Raw genomic sequence first — 20,861 nt, 5'->3', positions numbered from 1 at the left:
AATGAAACTAACAAACGCTTCAAGAGGGACAGCCAACGCGTGGCATTTTTTTATGCGTTGGCTTTTGTGATTACGGTGTTATGCGGAAAGTTGGTAGTAGCGTTGTCTGCCCCTTAAGCGGGCGTTATAAAGCAAATTAGAATCTGCGAAAGGAGCAGACAATATGAAAGCTAGGTATTTAAAAACAACAGATCATAGCATCAAGAGCCAACTCACTGGCTTAAAGCCAGAACAAGCTTTGTGTGAATATATTTGGAATGGGTTTGATGCGAATGCGACAAAGGTTGCTATTAAGACAGAAGTCAATCCGATGCAGGGACTTGCATCAATAACTATCTCAGATAATGGCGATGGTATTGATATCGATGATCTAGAAAACACTTTGGATTTATTCTTGGATTCGAAAAAGAAAAATGTTTCCAAGCCAACTACCCGTGGTAAGAAAGGTCGAGGGCGCTTCAGTTTTATCAAGTTCTGTGAACAAGCTACTTGGAATACGTATGACGGCAAAAAGGCATTCAAGTTCACAATAGATTCTGGGCGTTTAAGTCAGTATGAGCCAGAGGCTACCGCATATACACAGAATAAAGGTACAACTGTCACCTTCCAACATATAACGGGAATTGACTTCAACTACTTTAACGATGTCGTCGTTCCATACTTAAAAAATGAATTTTCATGGTTGTTGGTATCAAATGAAAAGCTAGATATCATGATCAATGATTTACCTCTAGAACATTCGAGCTATCATTGTGTTTCAGCTATAGAAACTATCGAAGACTCAGTGTTTAATTTGAACTCTGTTATATGGGATTCGAAGCAGAACAGTGAGAGGTCGCTTATTTACTTTATCAACTCTACTCAAGATATTGTCCATAAAGAACTATCAGAACTAAATCTGAAAGGGTTCTTCTGTTCCGCTTACGTAAGATCTGATTGGTTTGATGACTTTGGAGGCAATGCTGACCTCCTCTCAGGAGATAAACACACAGAATCAGATGTGTTTGTTCAAATTTTGGCTAACGCCAAAAGTCGCTTAAGGCAAGAGTACATCAATTTTCGCAATAGTGCTGCTGACTTGCTTATTGAGCAATACCTTGCTGAAGGTGTATTTCCTGAAATGAAGGGAGACAATGTTGTTCTAAATGAATTTCATCGAAAACAACTTATCTCGACTATCAAGACTATATATGAAGCAGAACCATCAGTGTTTTCTAAGCAGTTAAATAAATCACAAAAGAAGATCCTAATCAAATTACTTGATCGAATTGTTCAGTCTAACCGACTCTCTGAACTGTTTGATGTATTGGATGGTGTCGTATCGTTGACAGAAGATGATATGTGCAGAATTTCGAACTTACTGCAAAGAACATCACTAGAAAATATAACTAAGACAGTTGAACATATAAGAGATCGCCTTGATATAATTCAAAATTTCAAATCGCTAATATACCAACATCAACGTTTTGCCTTAGAAGTGCCTCACATACAGAAATGTATTGAATCTAACTTATGGTTGTTTGGTGAGAAATATCATTTACTTACGTCAGAAGAAGATAAATTTGAACAGGCTTTGAGAAATCTCCTAGAATTTCACAAGAAAGATAATTACTACGACAAAGAGCCGATTGTTCACCCTGACAAAAATAAGGAAATGGACTTATTTATTGCACAAAAAGGCTTTCGGGTTGGTGATGATGATAAAAAATACTTCCACCATGTCGTTATCGAGCTAAAGCGTCCTAGTATCAAGCTTGGTGATAAAGAGTTACAGCAAATTAAAACATATAAAAATGTCATTGCAAACGAGCCTCAGTTCCAAGATGAAAACTCTCTTTGGGACTTTGTGCTTATTGGTAATGAAATTTCAGATAGTAAAATTACCGCTGCAGACTTACGCTCAGATCTAGAATCAAACAAAATTCATGGAGAGCCAGGCCTTGTCCAAAAAACAGGTAACTACAGAATTATCGTAAAAACTTGGAAGCAAATACTTAATGAGTTTGAGCTAAGGTATAACGATATTTCCAACCGTTTGAGTTTGAAAGAGGTTGAAATTGTGTCAGAGACACCTGACCAACTTACAAAAGATATCAAAAAGTTAAGTGAAAGTGCTTTATAACAAACAATTTAAGAGTGATTCAGCACGCGTGGCATTTTTGCCATGCGTTGGTTTTGGTGTTGAAGTACCATGCAGTAGCTTGGTCATTGCGTGCTTCACACCTTAATTGGGCGTTATATTTTCAAAGGTGGTTATGAGAAATTTATCGTTATACTTGTTTGTAGTAGCTTTACTTGCATCATCTCTGCTCATATTAATTACATCTACTGATCCATTAGTAAGCTTGTTCGCAGGGACTGTTTGGGAAAAAGTGTTTGTAAACTCAATTTCTGGAAACGGAATTATTTTCAATGTGTCGATTGGGGTTTTTGTTAGTTGTATTTTTTACGTCATTGTGGTGTACATTCCCGATCGACAAAAGAAATTGGATCTCGCTCCTGAATTAGAAGGGCATGTAGTTCAAACTATAGAAAGAATTTACTCAATCGTTCGTGATATCAATCAAGTTAGTAGCGAAAAGTTCGATTTAACAGATTTTACAAAATCAGATTTGAAAAAGGCGTGTAAATCATTTAATCCCAATTTGGTTACTAATAAATTTCAAGGTGCCCAAGGTACTCCCAATTTTGTAGAAAGAGACTTTGGTTTCAAGTGCGCAAATCATTGGGCTTTTTCTATAAAAGGCATTGATGAAACTATGAGATATTTGCCGTATGTAGATACAGGACTTGTGAAAATATTAAATCAAATTCGAAATTCAAGTTTTTCTTTGCTGGTTCCTCAGTTAGAGAATTTGAGTCATTGGGCTAATACAGATATGGAGTCTTGGTCAGATTCAATTTATGAAATGTATCAAACAAGCTTAACTTTGTCACAGTACTATACGAAATACATAAATAAACATTATCTGCATCCGTCAAAAAAAATATAACAAACGCTTCAAGAGGGACATCCAACGCGCGGCATTTTTACCATGCGTTGATTTTTGTGGTTACGGTGTTATGCGGAAAGTTGGTAGTAGCGTTGGCTGCCCCTTAAGCGGGCGTTATGCAACTCAGGTAAATTTAGGTTCAATCTTTTGAGGTTTCTCCGGCCATTCGTTTTGTGTTGTCGGAAAATGAGCACTTTTACCCTCAGATTCGTGGTTCACTCAAACCGTAAAACAGGCAAGGTTCTTTGTTTGCCTCAATTAGTTTTAGCGTTGGCGTGTTGTGAATCTTGTGGGCGCAAAGTGTGGAAAGGGCAAGTTTATCGAGCATTTTGCACTTGCTGAAGTTTTAGCTCGTTGAGTTTTTCTGACTCAAAAGCTTGGTTTGTTGTTGAAAGGTGGACTTTGTTTTGGCGGCTTATTTATCTCGGCTCCTACTTGGGTTGGTTCTTGAATCACTCAACCATTGCAATTGTGGCTTTTGGTCGTGTAAAGTCAGTTTATCTCATTGAATTTGCCTAACAAACGGCTCAAGAGGGATTGTCAACGCGTGGCGGCTTTGGTGCAAAATTGAAGTTCAGAGTTGACAGTGTGTTTTTTTGAGTTCGGCAATGCGTTGTCAACCCCTTAGCCGGGCGTTAGCCTTATTCAAAAGGAGATTCTATGAAATCAGCAGTTCTTGTTATTGATGTGCAGAATATTTTGTTTGACCCAACACCTCAACCGTTTGAAAGAAATGAGGTTTTAACTCGCATCAATAAAGTCACAGATTGGGCGCGCCAAAAGGATATCTCAGTCATCTTTATCCAACATGAGCAAACTGGGACGCCAATCGAATATGGCAGTGAAGGTTGGCAATTACAGTCATCATTACACATTGAAAGTAGTGACCATTTTATACGCAAAACAACGCCAGATTCGTTTTTACGAACAAACTTGGAGTCGTTGCTGCAAGAACTCTGTATTGAGCATCTTTATATCTGCGGCTACGCCACAGAGTTTTGTGTAGATACAACTACGCGACGAGCTGCTGGTTTAGGTTACTCGGTGGATTTGATATCAGATGCTCACACAACTCAAAGCAAATCTCATTTGTCAGGTGAGCAAATCCGAGTACATCACAATGCAACATTGCCGAGTATTTCTAGTTTTGGTGTCAAGATTACAGCTGTATCGACACAATCTTTGACGTCATAAGGCTAACAAACGGCTCAAGAGGGATTGCCAACGCGTGGCGACTTTAGTGCAAAATTGAAGTTCAGTGTTTACGGTGTGTTTTTTGAGTTCGGCGGTGCGTTGTCAACCCCTTAGCCGGGCGTTAGGCAAGGTGAGCTTTTATCAGCTAAAACGAGTTTTAATTGAACGGTAAATCCCATGCTCTCAGGCTTAAGTTAAGCAATAAATCGTTATCACATATTTGCTATTTCTTGATCGCGTTGGGTTGTTTAGCGTTGTGAATTCAGCGGCAAAATAACCTTCAGCATCCAAACGTCCGCCGAGCATGCTACGCTCGTCACTTTTCTTCCAAACCGCTCAATTTGAGTTTTTTTGTTTCTTTGCTGATTTAGAGTTTTGATTTATAAATGAATCGGTTAGTTGTTTTAAAATTTACAAAAAAAGCTCGTTCTTTAGTTTTGAAAGTGTCAGTGTCAATCGGTTGGCCTAACAAACGGTTAAAGAGGGATTGCCAACGCTCGTCGATTTTAATGCAAAATTGAAGTTAAGTGTTTACAGTGTGTTTTTTGAGTTCGGTGGTGCGTTGTCAACCCCTTAACCGGGCGTTATGCAACTCAGGTAAATTTAGGGGTTCAATCTTTTGGGATTTCTCCGGCCATTCGTTTTGTGTTATCGGCAAATGAGCTTTTTTACCCTCAAATTCGTGGCTAACTCAAACCGTAAAACAGGCAAATATCTTTGTTTGCCTCAATCAGTTTTGGCGCTGGCTTGTTGTCAAATCAGCGTTCGCAAAGTGTGGAAAGGGCAAGTTTATCGAGCATTTTGCACTTGCTGAAATTTTCGCTCGTTGGGTTTGTCTCATTCAAAAGCTTGGTTTGTTGCTGAAAGGTGAACTTTGTTTTGGCGGCTTATTTATCACGGCTCCTACTTGGGCTGGTTCTTGAATTACTCAACCATTGCAATTGTGGCTTTTGGTCGTGTAAATTCAGTTTATCTCATTGAATTTGCATAACAAACGGCTCAAGAGGGATTGCCAACGCGTGGCGACTTTAGTGCAAAATTGAAGTTCAGTGTTTACAGTGTGTTTTTTAAGTTCGGCGGTGCGTTGTCAACCCCTTAGCCGGGCGTTATGCAACTCAGGTAAATTCAGGGATTCAATCTTTTGGAATTTCTCCGGCCATTCGTTTCGAGCTGTCGGCAAATGAGCATTTTCACCTTCAAATTTGTGACTAACTCAAACCGTAAAACAGGCAAGGTTCTTTGTTTGCCTCAATGAGTTTTGGTGCTGGTTTGTTGTGAATTTAGCGGGTGCAAAGTGTGGAAAAGGCAAGTTAATCGAGCATTTTGCACTTGCTGAAGTTTTCGCTCGTTGAGTTTTCCTGGCACAAAAGCTTAGTTTGTTGCAGAAAGGTGGGCTTTGTTTTGGCGGCTTATTTATCACGGCTCTTGCTTGGGTTGGTTCTTGAATCACTCAACCATTGCAATCGTGGCTTTTGAACGAGTAAAGTCAGTTTATCTCATTGAATTTGCATAACAAACGGCTCAAGAGGGATTGCCAACGCGTGGCGACTTTAGTACTAAATTGAAGTTCAGTGTTTACAGTGTGTTTTTTAAGTTCGGCGGTGCGTTGTCAACCCCTTAGCCGGGCGTTATAAGCAAATTCAGCCCCAGAGGATGAAAAATGGAAATCGAGTACAAAGTAAACCATCCAATCTCAGTTGAACAATTCGTGAGTTTACTGAAGAAAACTTCATTGGGTGAGCGTCGTCCTTTGGATAATGAGTCAACTATTCAGGGTATGCTCGACAACTCTAATTTAATTGTGACCGCATGGCTGAACGATCAACTTGTAGGTGTGGCTCGCTCAGTGACAGATTTTCACTATTGTTGCTATCTGTCTGATTTAGCCGTTGATGAAAGCGTTCAATCCAATGGTATAGGTAAATATCTGATCTTAGTGACTAAAGAAGAGTTGAGCCCAAGCTGTAAATTGGTTTTACTGTCAGCGCCGAAAGCGCAAGGTTATTATCCGAAATTTGGTTTTGAAGCTCATAATAGTGCATGGGTTTTGTCTAGTTCTGAACAGTTGAACATCAATTAAATCAAGGTGTTATTTGCTTATAACAAAGCGTTCAAGAGGGACAGCCAACGCGTGGCATTTTTACTATGCGTTGGTTTTTGTGGTTACAGTGTTATGCGGAAAGTTGGTAGTAGCGTTGGCTACCCCTTAACGCGGCGTTATGCTACCAGTCGAAATCTTCAATAAGGAATACTATGAAACAGAACATTGTCCATATTGCTTTAGTTGTAAAAGATTATGATGAAGCCATTGATTTTTATGTAAACAAACTCAAATTTGAACTTATTGAAGATACTCATCAACCTGAACAAGACAAACGTTGGGTGGTTGTGGCTCCACCAAATTCTCATGGTGTTACGTTGTTACTTGCCAGAGCCTCGAAGCCAGAGCAGCATGATTTCATTGGAAATCAAGCAGGCGGTCGAGTATTCCTGTTCCTAAATACCGATGATTTCTGGCGTGACTTTAAGCGTATGAAATCGATTGGTATTAACTTCGTCCGCGAGCCAACAGAAGAAGACTATGGAACGGTAGCAGTGTTTGAATACTTGTATGGAAACTTGTGGGATCTTCTTCAATTGAATCCAAGCCATCCAATGGCAAAAAGGTAGCATAACAAACGCTTCAAGAGGGACAGCCAACGCGTGGCATTTTTACTATGCGTTGGTTTCGGTGGTTACGGTGTTATGCGGTAAGTTGGTAGTAGCGTTGGCTGCCCCTTAAGCGGGCGTTAGTTTAACAATCAAGTTCAGCACCCTAACTGTAATTGCTAGGGTGTGGATATTATTTCAAATGATTTTGGGGTAACTGCGATTGACCAAGAACGGCAACGATCAGAATAAAGCCATCTTCTTTGGTAAAGTAGGCAGTGTGCTTGCCAACAGGAAAGTAGAAGCCACTTGGGTATAATTCATCACAGCTTCTGCCTACTGCTGGATTGTCAGCAAGCATTTGAAAAGCAGTTAGTAGGTTGTCTCTGTAGTGATTCCATTGTGACTCAGAAAAGTTTGTAACGGTGTAGCTTTTAATTTTACGCAAATGGCTTTGCGCCAATTTACTTAGCTTATATTTGTTCGTTTTCATACTTTAGGTTACAGGCTCTTCAAGAATGTTTCGCCATCAACTACATTACCTTGCGAGAGATCTTCTTTTGCAGTCTCAAAGCAATGTTTAATGTAATCAGCTTTCATTGCTTCAAGCTCTTCGTAATCTTGAATGGACATAACAACGACAGCATCTTTGCTATTTTTGCTGATTTTAACTGGCTCTCGTTGAGCACTTAGAAGTAGTTCGCCAAAATTACGTTTAGCGTCGTTTGCTGTTAATGTATGCATGTTAATGCTCCAAACTTGGGATACTCGTAAGAGTATAATTGTTTGTGCGAAATGTTCAATTTAATTAAATCGTGCGATTTGTTTGAAGTTAAACTAACAAACAATTTAAGAGGGATTCCCAACGCTTGGTATTTTTGTTTCTACTTCAATTTTAGTGTTTACGGTACAATGCGTTAGGTTGGGGGGTAGCGTTGCTCACCCCTTAATTGGGCGTTAGCTGAGGTTAAGAAAAATCATCAAATTACGTGTTTATTTTTCTTAGTCTGAGGCTCTAGCTTTACACCTGAAAGTCAGCACTTTTCCATGTATCTCGCCAGTGGCACTGTTCGTGAAGCGGTTGAACTAACCGAAGTCTTCTTACGGGAAGTGGTGTGTTTGTTTATTTCTTTGGTGCGGCTTCTTTGGTTTTGAAGTTTTGTCGAGCTTAAATGGATTTCGCGCACTTGGTTGTTGGCTTCTTCGACATAATTCTTTGTAAATTTAGGTCCTAGAAGATCGTCAAGTTTTCCTGTTATTTCTTCTTTGCCAAGTACGTTTCGTGGGTTAGGTTTTAGTTTCTCAGTTGTCCGTTTTACTTTGCCGCTTGAAAGCAATAATGTGTTTTAAATTAGGCCGTTGGGTCGTAAATCTCCGGCTAAAGTGCAGCAGCTAACAAACGGCTCAAGAGGGATTGTCAACGCTTGGCGGCTTTAGTTCAAAATTGAAGTTCAGTGTTTACGGTGTGTTTTTTAAGTTCGGTGGTGCGTTGTCAACCCCTTAGCCGGGCGTTAGCTGAGGTTAAGAAAAACCGTAAAATTAAGCGCTTATTTTTCTTAGTCTGAGGCTCTAGCTTTACACCTGAAAGTCAGCACTTTTCCATGTATCTCGCCAGTGGCACTGTTCGTCAAGTGCTTGAACTAACCGAAGTCTGTTTACGGGAAGTGGTGTGTTTGTTTATTTCTTTGGTGTGGCTTCTTTGGTTTTGAGGCTCTTTCGCGCTTAAGTTGATTTCGCGCACTTGGTTGTTGGCTTCTTCGAAAGAATTCTTTGTAAATTTAAGTCCTAGAAGCTCGTCAGTTTCTCGGTTATTTCTTCTTTGCCAAGTGCGTTTCGTGGATTAGGTTTTAGTTTCTAAATTGTCCGTTTTACTTTGTCGTTTGAAAGCAATAATGTGTTTTAAATTAGGTCGTTGGGTAGTAAATCTCCGGCTAAAGTGCAGCAGCTAACAAACGGCTCAAGAGGGATTGCCAACGCGTGGCGGTTTTAGTGCAAAATTGCAGTTCAGTGTTTACAGTGTGTTTTTTAAGTTCGGCGGTGCGTTGTCAACCCCTTAGCCGGGCGTTATGATTCACCCGGATTCAGTAAAACATCTTGATATCTCGGTAAAAATTTTCATGCGCGCCTAGGGCGATGAGTTCAAGAGTTACCGTCCCATCTTGATAGCTATAGCCAAGAAGAGTGAGTTGCTTAACCATTTTGAATTTATAAACACGGAGAAAGGACAAATCTCCTTTTTTCTGCTCGCCTAAAAGCGGATCCTCGATAAGTGCTTTGACCGCATTGTCGAGATCCACTTTCTGATTTTGGTGGAGTTTTTTAACGGTTTTTTTGAATGATGGTGTTTGAAGAACCTGTGTAATATTAGCCAAAGTTGTATGCCTCAAGTTTTCCGGCTTCTTTTTCAGCTTTAGCTATAATGGCTTGTCGAACAAATTCATAAGGTAAATTTGGGTTATCTTCCATCATTTCCCCAATTTTAGCCCAGTGTTCAATTTGTTTTGGTGTAGTGCGATTCAATGCTTTGGCCATGATAGCGGCTTTATCTACGAGGTCTTGATCAAGGCGTATGCTAGCGGTAGACATAATGTGCTCCTTCATTTAAATTTTTAATAATTGTAGCGTGGCGCTACGAAGGTAGCAAGATGAATCATAACAAACGGTTTAAGAGGGACTGCCAACGCGTGGCGGTTTTTGTTCAAATCGGCATGTGTGATTACGGTTAATATTTTAGGTTCAGTGTTTTGCGTTGTCAGCCCCTTAACCGGGCGTTATGTGAAAAATATTGGAGATTCTAGTGAGGAATTTAGAGCGAGATATTCAAGAGCTTATTGATATGCCCACAGAACCAAAATCTGAATGGATAAGAAAATTTGAGAATGCAAATGAATCAGCTATTGCCGGAGCTATTCTACACTGGAAAAAGTCCGGCTCTCTTATTCAAGGAGCTGATAACGCTATAAACAAACGAGAGGCAGCTTCCGCGATACTTCAAACTCGGCTAGCCTCACAAGTTACGCACACAATGGAAACGCTCGATAAGTCAGCGGATACAGTGACAAAAGTCGGACTGCTATTGGCAGTTATTGGTATCGTAATTGGTGTATTACAGTTAATCAGTGGTTAAATTACGTCGATTTTTTTCACATAACAAACGGTTAAAGAGGGCGTTATGTGCTTGCTGGATAGAAAAAGCAGCTTCTATTGAAACTGCTTTGATTTGGTTAATCACCTTTTTCGTGTTTGTGTTCTTTGAGTTTTGGGTGTTTTTTCTTATTTTCCTCAGTGACACGCTGTCGTTTATCAGGCGTTCCATCTTCGTTCTTTCTCTTAGGACCTGTTTTGATACCCATATTGTCTCCTTGCGTAAAGTTGAATGTAACCAAGAGCAAGGTATTAAATTTGAGAATGTTGTAAAGTGAGAATAAGCAAAAAGGTGCATTTAGTCGCAAGTTTCTGCTTCAAATATGATATTAACTTACGCACATAACAAACGGTTCAAGAGGGACTGCCAACGCGTGGCGGTTTTAGTTCAAATCGGCCTTTGTGATTATGGTTGTTATTTTAGGTTCAGTGTTTTGCGTTGTCAGCCCCTTAACCGGGCGTTATGCTCTAGTTACAATCAAACTATTTTGGAATTTATCACAATGAAAAAATTAACAATTCTAGCTCTTTCATCACTGGCTTTCTTCTCATCTAACACTTTTGCTAGAGATGATGTGGGTAATTATTCGATTACAAAGGCAATGAGCTCTGAAGTGGCTAAATCTAAATTAGGCACTGAAGTTTCATTTTACTTTGGCGAGCAGAGTTACGGCAAAGTTCTCAAAGAATTAGGTGAATTTAAAACCAGTAAAAAAACGAACGCTTTCAATAAAACAGATGAAGAAGCGTGCAACTGGGTTTTTCTTTCCGCCATGATTGCTCTTAAAGACAGAGCGATAAAAGAGGGTGGAAATGCAGTAGTTAATATCAAATCAAATTACAAAAATAACCTCACTTCAAGCAACGATACTTTTCAATGTGGTGCTGGAGCCGTAATGGCTGGAGTTGCATTGAGTGGTGAAGTTGTGAAGCTCAAAAAATAAGCATAACAAACGGTTAAAGAGGGATTGCTAACGCATGGCGACTTTAGTTCAAAATTGAAATTCAGCGTTTACGGCGTGTTTTTTGAGTTAAGTGGTGCGTTGTCAACCCCTTAACCGGGCGTTATATGTCTTGGTCAATTTGGGGAGTTACAAGGGTGTTCGCAAGAAAAGCTAAGCATCATGAGCTAGATGCTATTTACTCTATGGGCTTCGATGTGTGGGGTGACGATCTTGCCTATGAAGAGTATCTGGTTGGCTGTCATCATAGCAAAAAGTATCAAGCTGGAACTTGGTATGTATTAATCGACAACGAGCAAATTTTATCGTCACTCATCGTTTATAAGAATATGTTTGGTCTCAAAGAGGATTGTGCTGGCATAGGTTCTGTCGCTACACCTAATAGTCTTCGTGGACGAGGTTATGCTTCTAATCTGGTTAATCTTGTGAAAATTGAATTGTTTTCTAATCACAACTGTAAAACCGTATTTTTACATAGTGACATTAACCACAAGTTCTACAGCAGACTTGGTTTTGTTAGTGTTAAGGGTACTGATTGTATGTACGCCTCAAGGGATGCTTTTGACTTTGATGGTTCAATGCCAGCTTACTTTTAGTTTTGGGTTTTACATATAACAAACAATTCAAGCAGATTCGCAACGCGTGGCAATTTTGGTTTGCAGTGAGTTTTGTGTTTACGGCGCAATGCGGTAGCTTTTGTATTGCGTTGCTCACTACTTAATTGGGCGTTAGGCAAGGTGAGTTTTTATCAGCTAAATCGAGTTTGAATTGAACGGTAAATGCCATGTTTTGTGGCTTAATTTAAGCAATAAATAATCATCACATATTTGTTGTTTCTTGATCGCGTTGGGTTGCTTTTCGTTGTGAGTTTAGCGGCAAAATAACCTTCAGCATCCAAACGTCCGCCGAGCATGCTACGCTCGTCACTTTTCTTCCAAATCGCTCAATTTGAGTTTTTTGTTTCTTTGCTGAGTTGGCATTTTGGTTTATAAATGAATCGGTTAGCTAGTTTTAAGTTTACAAAAAAGCTTGTTCTTTGGTTTTTAAAGTGTCGTTGTCAATCAGTTGGCCTAACAAACGGCTCAAGAGGGATTGCCAACGCGTGGCGACTTTAGTGCAAAATTGAAGTTCAGTGTTTACGGTGTGTTTTTTGAGTTCGGCTATGCGTTGTCAACCCCTTAGCCGAGCGTTAGGCAAAGTGAGTTTTTATCAGCTAAATCGGGTTTGAATTGAACGGCGAATTCCATGTTCTCATGGCTGGACTTAAACAATAAATCGTCATCACATATTTGTTGTTTCTTGATCGTGTTGGGTTGTTTAGCGCTGTGAGTTTAGCGGCAAAATAACCTTCAGCATCCAAACGTCCGCCGAGCATGCTACGCTCGTCACTTTTCTTCCAAATCGCTCAATTTGAATTTGTTGGTTTCTTTGCTGATTTAGGGTTTTGGTTTATAAATGAATCGGTTAGTTTGTTTCAAGTTTACAAAAAAGCTCGTTCTTTGGTTGTGAAAGTGTCGGTGTCAATTGGTTGGCCTAACAAACGGCTCAAGAGGGATTGCCAACGCGTGGCGGCTTTAGTGCAAAATTGAAGTTCAGTGTTTAAGGTGTGTTTTTTGAGTTCGGCGGTGCGTTGTCAACCCCTTAGCCGGGCGTTATGCAACTAAGGTAAATTTAGGGGTTCAATCTTTTTAGGTTTCTCCGGCCATTCGTTTTGAGTTGTCGGCAAATGAGCATTTTTACCCTAAAATTCGTGGTTCACTCAAGCCGTAAAACAGACAAACTTCTTTGTTTGCCTCAATCAGTTTTGGTGCTGGTTTCTTGGCAATTCAGCGTGCGCAAAGTGTGGAAAGTGAAAGTTTATCGAGCCTTTCTACTTGCTGAAAGTCTTGCTTGTTGAGTTTGTCTCATTCAAAAGCTTGGTTTGTTGTTGAAAGGTGGACTTTGTTTTGGCGGCTTATTTATCACAGTTCTTGCTTGGGTTGATTCTTGAATCACTCAACCATTGCAATCGTGGCTTTTGGTTGTATAAATTCGGTTTATCTCATTGAATTTGCATAACAAACGGCTCAAGAGGGATTGCCAACGCTTGGCGACTTTAGTGCAAAATTGAAGTTCAGTGTTTACAGTGTGTTTTTTTAAGTTCGGCGGTGCGTTGTCAACCCCTTAGCCGGGCGTTATGCAACTCAGGTAAATTTAGGGGTTCAATCTTTTTAGGTTTCTCCGGCCATTCGTTTTGTGTTGTCGGCAAATGAGCATTTTTATCCTAAAATTCTTGGTTCACTCAAGCCGTAAAACAGGCAAAGTTCTTTGTTTGCCTCAATAAGTTTTTGTGCTGGTTTGTTGGCAATTCAGAGTGCGCAAAGTGTGGAAAGGGTAAGTTTATCGAGCATTTTGCATTTGCTGAAAGTCTTGCTTGTTGAGTTTGTCTCATTCAAAAGCTTGGTTTGTTGTTGAACGGTGGACTTTGTTTTGGCGGCTCATTTATCACCGTTCTTGTTTGGGGTGGTTCTTGAATCACTCAACCATTGCAATTGTGGCTTTTGGTCGTGTAAATTCAGTTTATCTCATTGAATTTGCATAACAAACGGCTCAAGAGGGATTGCCAACGCGTGGCGACTTTAAGTGCAAAATTGCAGTTCAGTGTTTAAGTGTGTTTTTTAAGTTCGGCGGTGCGTTGTCAACCCCTTAGCCGGGCGTTATGTGAATGGAGCGAAAAATGGACATATCTTCAATTACAACCGCATTGGCGGGACTGAAAAGTGCAACAGAAATTGCTACTTGGATTAAAAATTCAGGTTCAACTTTGGAAGATGCTGAAACAAAGCTAAAGTTGGCAGAGCTCATAAATGCGCTTGCAGATACGAAAGTAGAAGTTGCAAATTTCAAAGAGTTGCTATTAGAAAAAGATGAAATAATCCGTGGTTTGCAGCAAGAAAAATCAAAGCAAGCTAGTGTTGTTTGGGAAGAAGCATTTTATTTTATAGTTGAAGAAGATAATCAAAAGATTGGCCCATACTGCCAGTGTTGCTACGACAGTGATGGCTCTTTAGTTCGAGTTCTTTCTCCTGCTAAAAATGGCTATTGGTCTTGTCATAAGTGTGATAGTGGTTATCGAGATTCTACATATAAAACTACAATCCAAACTGTTCGCAGGCGTGACATTTTTGGTAACTACTAAAAATTCACATAACAAACGGCTCAAGAGGGATTGTCAACGCGTGGCGGCTTTAGTGCAAAATTGAAGTTTAGTGTTTACAGTGTGTTTTTTGAGTTCGGTGGTGCGTTGTCAACCCCTTAGCCGGGCGTTAGCTGTATAAGCAGTCCTCTATTTTTAGGAACAAAGAGATATGTATGAAATTAAGTTTGATACTATTCAATCTGACGGGGTGATAGATTCTCCCGTAGATGAGTTAATAAAACTAAATAGCGTTTTACGATATGAGAAGTTGTATGATCAAGTAGTTGAATCTTATCTTGATTTTAAGGTTAATTTATATAAAAGAGTATTGGCCTTTTCTGCTCAGAATGGGTTCTATTTATCTGATATGCATATAAAAAACCACGAAGATAACAGCCATTTAAATAGGTTGTTATTCAATTTCTTGAATTTCGGAAAGTTGTATGTTGATAAGTTTTATTTGCCTGAGAATAGATTTTCTGAAAAATCATGTTATATCTTTGATGTGACTGGGAATTCTTGTGATTTAGAGCTTGCTAAGAAATTCAAAGAGAGTGAAAAAGAAAAAAATCTTGGCTTCTTCGTTGGGATTGAACTTAGGAATGTATCTCAACATCGAGACTTGGTAATTAATGGTAGTGTCCAAAGCGTAAGTGTGAAGAGTGACGAAAAATCCGTAAATGTATCATTCCATATTCCGATTTATAGAGATGAATTAATAAGTCTATTACCAGCTTCAAAGAAATCTTTAAAGAGAAGGATAAAATTAGAATATGGTTGCGACATGGATTTACATGTAGTATTAGATGAATTTATGCTTGGTATATATAATCTTCATAATTTCTCAAGAAAAGCCATTAAAAATAATCTTGATGTAATCAAAGAAAGTGACGCCGTTATCAGTTCAAAATTATCAAGTGTCCATCATGCACTGGAATTGATTGACTATTTATATGGAAAGAATATAGAAAAGCCGGATTTTTCAAACCTTAGATATGGATTGTATAAATCATAATGGTATTTAATACAGCTAACAAACGCTTCAAGAGGGACAGCCAACGCGCGGCATTTTTACTATGCGTTGGTTTTTGTGATTACGGTGTTATGCGGTAAGTTGGTAGTAGCGTTGGCTGCCCCTTAAGCGGGCGTTATACAAAAAGGAGAAATAGGCGTAGATGTTTGAAATAATTATCATCGTAGCGTTTGGCTACATTGTATGGAAACTTAAAGGAAATAATACGCCGAAGCCAGCTTCATGGGATTCGCCAAATCAAACTGCGAGCAAGCGTAAAGCTAAATTTGAATTAACTGACGTACCTATTCCATCTAATGTAAAAATTGAGCATAAAAAGCAAAGCCATTTAGCAACTGAAAATGAGCGGAAACTCTATTTTGCATTACAAAAAGCTCTTCCTTCGGAGTATGTAATTCATAGCCAAGTATCACTAATGGCTTTGGTTAAACCTGTTAATTTTAAGCATAATTCTCGAACGTGGGCAAAGCGAATGGACTTTGTCATAACGGATAAGACCACAAAAATTCTAGCAGTTATCGAACTCGATGATTCTACGCATAATTGGAAAAAAAGGCAGGAACGCGATCAGTATGTAAATGAAGTCCTAGATGGACATCACCCATTGGTACGCTTTAATACAAAGCATTTCTATGAACCGTCTGAAATCGCAAAAGTTTTGTCGCGAGAAACTGAAATTAAGTGTAATAAGTTCGAAGCTAATTTTGTATAACAAACGGCTCAAGAGGGATTGCCAACGCTTGGCGGTTTTAGTGCAAAATTGAAGTTCAGTGATACGGTGTGTTTTTTGAGTTCGGCTATGCGTTGTCAACCCCTTAGCCGGGCGTTATACGCCAATCAAATATTGAGCATCAAAAAGGACTTAGCGTGGAAGAAATTAAGGGAATAATCGACTTTATGGTAGAGGTCGAGAAGCTTAAATCGATAGAACGACAAACTAAACCTGTAGGGTTAGATAGATATGAGAACTCAGCAGAACATAGCTGGCATGTTTGCCTGAGTGCTCTTTTACTCAAAGATTTTGCTAATGAACCAGTTGATATTGTTCGTGTCATGAAAATGCTACTCATCCATGACTTGGGTGAAATTGAGGCAGGTGATACGGTTATTTACTCTGCTGAAACAGAAGAAAACAAACAACTAGAAAGGTCGTGCATACAGAAGTTATTTCAACTTTTACCTGAAGCAAGCCGAGAAGAGTTTTCTAATCTTTGGGAAGAGTTTGAAGAAGGTGTAAGCCCCGAAGCAAGCTTTGCTAAGGCAATCGACCGAGTTCCACCTTTACTTCACAACATTCATGGTGAAGGTCATGGCTGGAAAAAACACAATATACCCAAAGAAAAAGTTTTTGCTTTTAATGGCGAACGCATTTCCAAAGGTAGTAATTTGTTGTGGCGAGAAGTCGAGTCTAGGCTCAATGACGCAGTTCAATCGGGTGTACTGAAATAGGCGTATAACAAACGCCTCAAGAGGGACTGTCAACGCGTGGCGTTTCCAGTCCCATTGAGCCGCGGTGGTTACGGTTGTTGTGTTTGAGTTTGGTGTTATGCGTTGCCAGCCCCTTAGGCGGGCGTTAGCTGAGGTTAAGAAAAACCATAAAATTAAGCGTTTATTTTTCTTAGTCTGAGGCTCTAGCTTTACACCTGAAAGTCAGCACTTTTCCGCGTATCTCGCCAGTGGCACTGTTCGTGAAGCGGTTGAACTAACCGAAGTCTGTTTACGGGAAGTGGTGTGTTTGTTTATTTCTTTGGTGTGGCTTCTTTGGTTTTGAAGCTCTTTCGCGCTTAAGTTGATTTCGCGCACTTGGTTGTTGGCTTCTTCGAAAGAATTCTTTGTAAATTTAAGTCCTAGAAGCTCGTCAGTTTCTCGGTTATTTCTTCTTTGCCAAGTGCGTTTCGTGGATTAGGTTTTAGTTTCTCAGTTGTCCGTTTTACTTTGTCGCTTGAAAATAATAATGTGTTTTAAATTAGGCCGTTGGGTAGTCAATCTCCGGCTAAAGTGCAGCAGCTAACAAGCGGCTCAAGAGGGATTGCCAACGCGTGGCGGCTTTAGTATAAAATTGAAATTCAGTGTTTACGGTGTGTTTTTTAAGTTCGGCAGTGCGTTGTCAACCCCTTAGCCGGGCGTTAGCCGTTTTAGGAGGTTTCATGAACAATCGGGTAGTTTTTACTGGTGGTCCAGGTTCAGGAAAAACTTCGGTGATTAAATTTTTAGAGCAATTGGGGTATCCAAGTGCTATAGAAGTCGGTCGTAAAGTCATTCAAATGCAAACTGAGCGTGATGGAGCAGCTTTACCTTGGAAAGATAAAGTCGCATTCCGTGATGCAATGGTTCTTGAAGAACTCAACAATTACAAAGTGCACGACAACTCAGTTTTGACTTTTTTTGATCGAAGCATTATTGATTCTTATGGGTACAGTCAGCTTGAACAAATAGCTATTTCAGAGATCTTATTAAGAAGTTGCCACGAGCTAACCTATCACAGAAAAGTATTCATTTTTCCACCGTGGGAAACGATCTATGAAAATGACATCGAGCGTAAGCAAGATTTTAATGAGGCTGTTGCGACATACCATGAAATGGTGAAAGCCTATGAAAGGTTTGGTTATGAACTGATTGAAGTTCCAAAGGTTTCAGTCGGAGATAGGGCTGAGTTCATCTTAGATACGGTGGGCAACGGCTAACAAACGCCTCAAGAGGGACTGTCAACGCGTGGCGTTTCCAGTCCCAATGAGCCGTAGTGGTTATGGTTGTTGTGTTTGAGTTTGGTTGTTATGCGTTGCCACCCCCTTAGGCGGGCGTTAAGTGCCTGCATGTTCTGCAACAAGGAGTATCAAAAAGATTATGAGTAAATATTATCCTCCAACTTTTAATGAAGAAAAGTTCCACTGTATTCTATGTGGAGTGTTCGCACAGCAAAGCTGGACAACCCTCAAGTGGAGTGACTATAGAAGTACCTACAAGACAGATTTTTCTTTTAGCAGTTGCTCACATTGTAATGAAAAGTCATTTTGGTATAACGATCGCATGATTGTTCCTTCGGAAGCACCTGTACCACCTGCTCATCTAGATTTGCCTGAGTCTTGTAATACTGAATATGATGAAGCTCGCGATATTGTTGCTCGCTCTCCTAGAGCAGCCGCTGCCTTATTAAGGTTATGTGCACAAAAATTAATGTCTGAGCTTGGGGAAAAAGGTAAGAATATCAATGAAGATATCGGCTCTTTAGTTAAAAAGGGGTTGCCAGTAGAAGTGCAGCAAGCTTTGGATTATTGCCGTGTTATTGGCAACAATGGAGTTCACCCTGGCGAAATAGAATTAACAGATAACCCTGAAATTGCCCATAGCCTATTTGAAATGATCAATTTTATCGTTGAAGACCGTATTTCTCGCCCCAAAAAAGTCGCTGAGTTGTACGGTAAGTTGCCACAAGGAGCTTTGAAAGCGGTTGAAAAAAGAGATCTAGTTGCAAAAGGCACTTAACAATCAATTTAAGAGGGATTCACAACGCTTGGCATTTTTGCTTCTACTTCAAACTTAGTGTTTATTGCACAATGCTTTAGGTAGGGTGGTAGCGTTGTTCACCCCTTAATTGGGCGTTAGTTTTTTCAGGTCAAATCAATACAAACGTAGTTGGTCGATAAAATGAAAAATAAAAATGGGTATGTAAGTGTTAGTGGCTCCGAGATTTATTACGAGCTTTCAGGTAATCATGATGGCGAACCCTTATTGATGCTTCATGGCGGTCTTGGTTCATTGAATGAGTTAAGTTCAATTCATAAATATGTTGCTGCTGACTATCAATTGATAAGTATAGATTTCCGTGGTCACGGGAAGTCCCTTTTAGGTGAACGTCCACTTAATTACATGCAATATCAGCAAGACGTTCAGCATGTTCTGAGCTATTTGGGTATCGATAAATATTCCATTTTTGGTTTTAGTGACGGTGGTATCGTAGGTTATCGGTTAGCAATACAAGAGCCGGAAAAGGTATCTTGTTTGGTGACACTTGGCTCGCAGTGGCGATTAGAGGCAGATGATCCATCGGTTGAATTACTAAGTGGTTTGACGGCTGAATTTTGGTCATCAAGGTTTGCCGATGATGTTGCTTTATATGAGGCGTCAAATCCTAAACCGGATTTCCCTAAACTCGTAGACGCTGTGAAAGCAGTCTGGCTTGATACAACAGAATCTGGTTATCCACATAAATTAGTTGAAAAAATTAGTTGCCCGACATTAGTAATGCGAGGTGATAATGACTTCTTGTTTTCGTTGGATGAGGCAGCGGCTTTGAAGTCGAAAATTACAGGTTGTAGTTTTGCGAATATCCCATTGACAGGACATTCGTCGCATCAAGAATCTCCGGAATTGGTTGGTAAAATGTTAGAGCAGTTCTTGTTGCAGCACAAAAACTAACAAACGCTTCAAGAGGGACAGCCAACGCGTGGCATTTTTACTATGCGTTGGTTTTTGTGATTATGGTGTTATGCGGTAATTTGGTAGTAGCGTTGGCTGCCCCTTAAGCGGGCGTTATAACCCTAGGGTAAAACATGACAAAAGAAGAATTGGCAAAAACGATCGCAGATGTCCTAGTTAAGGAAAATGAGGATTGTGATGAGATAGTGGAAGCGTTTAGGGCTTTCACTGCTTACTTGAAAGAAAATGAATCGAAGCTTTTTGAGCCAGTATTAGAATTGGCTACATATGATATGGAAGCTGAAGCCCCCGTCGTAAAAACGGAGTACTTTGATTACAAAGGTGTAATGTTATTTGATATCACATATGGAAAGCCAGCAAATAAATCAGCTTATCTATATCGATGTAAAGGAATAAAAACATTTATTACAAACGATGGTGAATTATCAATATTTGGACCGTATTCAGTTATGGATAACAAAGAATGTTGGTTTCGGCATGAGCTTTATGAATCTCACAAGTTAGAGGAAATAGATAGCTATGAAGATATAGATTACTGCTTACGTTATGTTGGCGATGATGAAGTCTATCAAAACTTATCAGCTTCTCAGCGTATTCTAATTGCCCTGCAATCAATAAAAGAGATTTTGCCTAAAGGTCATTTTATCGAGTATGTTTTATTACCTCCGGATTACCATCGTTCATCAGAAGTCACTCAGAATGTGTTAGACTTGATTTGGTCTAGATTATTGGTTGGTGGGAGTCGGAAGCAGTACACTGATATTGAAATACAAACGGCAACAAAAAAATTAATCGATCTTGATATTTCACCAGATTTCCGATCTTTCGTTTCATTAATTAGCTTTGAGCTAAGTAATGATATTGAGCATATTAAAAATGTTGTGTCATATATGAGTCGAGTTTCTATTCCTGACGTTACTCGTGAGATTAAAGAGCTTAATAATAAGAGCGACGATATTATTGAGCTAAAGCCAAGTCTCGGATTTATCACTCTAAATATTCGGGCATTAGTAGGTTGGGTGAAAAGGGTTATAACAAACAATTAAAGAGTGATTCAGCACGCTTGGCATTTTTAGTTTGGGTTTAGTTCAGTGGTTACGGTAGTCAAATTGAGTCTCGTGGTCGCGTGCTTCACACCTTAATTGGGCGTTAGTTTCATGGAGGAAAAATGACATTTCAACATTTATTAGAACAAGCACTATATAGCAGCGCGATTATCCATCAGCCGCATGCCCTAAAAGCATATTTATCAACAAAGTTTCTCTGTGAAT

21 protein-coding genes are annotated in these 20,861 nt (G+C 39.6%); 16 read left to right on the top strand and 5 right to left on the bottom strand.

The features are described from left to right. Window positions 1-163 precede the first annotated feature (163 nt). The 5 genes from AACQ79_RS07820 (at window position 164) to AACQ79_RS07795 (ending at window position 6,857) form a co-directional block, all read left to right on the top strand. On the top strand, window positions 164-2,122 hold the full coding sequence (locus tag AACQ79_RS07820) for an ATP-binding protein (RefSeq protein WP_170899777.1): 1,959 nt from the start codon (window positions 164-166) through the stop codon (window positions 2,120-2,122). A 133-nt stretch (window positions 2,123-2,255) separates the two neighbouring features. Further along, complete coding sequence (locus tag AACQ79_RS07810) at window positions 2,256-2,993, top strand: hypothetical protein (RefSeq protein WP_170899775.1); 738 nt, start codon at window positions 2,256-2,258, stop codon at window positions 2,991-2,993. Window positions 2,994-3,653: 660 nt separating this feature from the next. Continuing rightward, window positions 3,654-4,187: a cysteine hydrolase family protein gene (locus AACQ79_RS07805; RefSeq protein ID WP_170899774.1), complete on the top strand. Its 534-nt coding sequence runs from the start codon at window positions 3,654-3,656 to the stop codon at window positions 4,185-4,187. Between the two features lie 1,660 nt (window positions 4,188-5,847). Further along, a complete protein-coding gene (locus tag AACQ79_RS07800) occupies window positions 5,848-6,267 on the top strand; it encodes a GNAT family N-acetyltransferase (RefSeq protein ID WP_170899773.1) in 420 nt (139 codons plus the stop codon). 173 nt (window positions 6,268-6,440) lie between these two features. After that, entirely contained in the window at window positions 6,441-6,857 is a 417-nt protein-coding gene (locus AACQ79_RS07795) for a VOC family protein (RefSeq protein WP_170899771.1), read from the top strand. A gap of 172 nt (window positions 6,858-7,029) precedes the next feature. Here AACQ79_RS07795 and AACQ79_RS07790 read toward each other — a convergent pair whose 3' ends face one another. The 4 genes from AACQ79_RS07790 to AACQ79_RS07775 all read right to left on the bottom strand — a co-directional run bounded on the left by AACQ79_RS07790 (window position 7,030) and on the right by AACQ79_RS07775 (window position 9,422). Then, complete coding sequence (locus tag AACQ79_RS07790; protein ID WP_017040366.1) at window positions 7,030-7,329, bottom strand: type II toxin-antitoxin system RelE/ParE family toxin; 300 nt, start codon at window positions 7,327-7,329, stop codon at window positions 7,030-7,032. An 8-nt stretch (window positions 7,330-7,337) separates the two neighbouring features. After that, on the bottom strand, window positions 7,338-7,580 hold the full coding sequence (locus AACQ79_RS07785) for a type II toxin-antitoxin system Phd/YefM family antitoxin (RefSeq protein WP_017040365.1): 243 nt from the start codon (window positions 7,578-7,580) through the stop codon (window positions 7,338-7,340). Window positions 7,581-8,917: 1,337 nt separating this feature from the next. Beyond that, window positions 8,918-9,208, bottom strand: coding sequence for a type II toxin-antitoxin system RelE/ParE family toxin (locus AACQ79_RS07780; RefSeq protein WP_017044325.1), 291 nt, complete (start codon window positions 9,206-9,208; stop codon window positions 8,918-8,920). Then, on the bottom strand, window positions 9,201-9,422 hold the full coding sequence (locus tag AACQ79_RS07775; RefSeq protein WP_170899770.1) for a TA system antitoxin ParD family protein: 222 nt from the start codon (window positions 9,420-9,422) through the stop codon (window positions 9,201-9,203). The genes AACQ79_RS07780 and AACQ79_RS07775 overlap by 8 nt, the downstream gene beginning before the upstream one ends. A 211-nt stretch (window positions 9,423-9,633) precedes the next feature. Between AACQ79_RS07775 and AACQ79_RS07770 the strand changes: the two genes are divergently transcribed. After that, window positions 9,634-9,963, top strand: coding sequence for a hypothetical protein (locus AACQ79_RS07770; protein ID WP_170899769.1), 330 nt, complete (start codon window positions 9,634-9,636; stop codon window positions 9,961-9,963). Between the two features lie 97 nt (window positions 9,964-10,060). Here the strand turns inward: AACQ79_RS07770 and AACQ79_RS07765 are convergent, their stop codons facing one another. Beyond that, window positions 10,061-10,189, bottom strand: a complete 129-nt coding sequence (locus AACQ79_RS07765; protein WP_260601388.1) for a hypothetical protein — start codon at window positions 10,187-10,189, stop codon at window positions 10,061-10,063. Window positions 10,190-10,483: 294 nt separating this feature from the next. Between AACQ79_RS07765 and AACQ79_RS07760 the strand changes: the two genes are divergently transcribed. The 10 genes from AACQ79_RS07760 (at window position 10,484) to AACQ79_RS07715 (ending at window position 20,636) form a co-directional block, all read left to right on the top strand. After that, on the top strand, window positions 10,484-10,924 hold the full coding sequence (locus AACQ79_RS07760; RefSeq protein ID WP_029190018.1) for a hypothetical protein: 441 nt from the start codon (window positions 10,484-10,486) through the stop codon (window positions 10,922-10,924). Window positions 10,925-11,049: 125 nt separating this feature from the next. After that, window positions 11,050-11,538, top strand: a complete 489-nt coding sequence (locus AACQ79_RS07755) for a GNAT family N-acetyltransferase (protein ID WP_212756432.1) — start codon at window positions 11,050-11,052, stop codon at window positions 11,536-11,538. 2,120 nt (window positions 11,539-13,658) lie between these two features. Further along, on the top strand, window positions 13,659-14,120 hold the full coding sequence (locus AACQ79_RS07750) for a hypothetical protein (RefSeq protein ID WP_170899768.1): 462 nt from the start codon (window positions 13,659-13,661) through the stop codon (window positions 14,118-14,120). 169 nt (window positions 14,121-14,289) lie between these two features. Beyond that, window positions 14,290-15,135 (top strand): hypothetical protein, encoded by an 846-nt coding sequence (locus AACQ79_RS07745; protein WP_170899767.1) that lies wholly within the window; start codon window positions 14,290-14,292, stop codon window positions 15,133-15,135. Window positions 15,136-15,295: 160 nt separating this feature from the next. Continuing rightward, window positions 15,296-15,865: a DUF2726 domain-containing protein gene (locus AACQ79_RS07740; RefSeq protein WP_017050105.1), complete on the top strand. Its 570-nt coding sequence runs from the start codon at window positions 15,296-15,298 to the stop codon at window positions 15,863-15,865. Between the two features lie 155 nt (window positions 15,866-16,020). Further along, the gene (locus tag AACQ79_RS07735) at window positions 16,021-16,602 is read left to right on the top strand and encodes an HD domain-containing protein (RefSeq protein ID WP_115340111.1); all 582 of its coding nucleotides are present in this window, start codon (window positions 16,021-16,023) and stop codon (window positions 16,600-16,602) included. Between the two features lie 698 nt (window positions 16,603-17,300). After that, entirely contained in the window at window positions 17,301-17,837 is a 537-nt protein-coding gene (locus AACQ79_RS07730) for an AAA family ATPase (protein ID WP_142728620.1), read from the top strand. Between the two features lie 160 nt (window positions 17,838-17,997). Further along, entirely contained in the window at window positions 17,998-18,636 is a 639-nt protein-coding gene (locus AACQ79_RS07725; protein ID WP_170899766.1) for a DUF4145 domain-containing protein, read from the top strand. 162 nt (window positions 18,637-18,798) lie between these two features. Next, window positions 18,799-19,569 carry an alpha/beta fold hydrolase gene (locus AACQ79_RS07720; RefSeq protein ID WP_170899765.1) on the top strand — a complete coding sequence of 257 codons (771 nt, stop codon included), beginning with the start codon at window positions 18,799-18,801 and terminating at the stop codon, window positions 19,567-19,569. A 134-nt stretch (window positions 19,570-19,703) separates the two neighbouring features. Continuing rightward, the gene (locus tag AACQ79_RS07715; RefSeq protein WP_170899764.1) at window positions 19,704-20,636 is read left to right on the top strand and encodes a hypothetical protein; all 933 of its coding nucleotides are present in this window, start codon (window positions 19,704-19,706) and stop codon (window positions 20,634-20,636) included. The last annotated feature ends 225 nt before the right edge of the window (window positions 20,637-20,861 follow it).

It is taken from the genome of Vibrio sp. 3-2(1), assembly GCF_963887575.1.
Classification (GTDB): Bacteria; Pseudomonadota; Gammaproteobacteria; order Enterobacterales; family Vibrionaceae; genus Vibrio; species Vibrio anguillarum.
The sequence above is the reverse complement of the archived record's forward strand: the minus strand, read 5'-3'. Positions and strand labels throughout refer to the sequence as shown.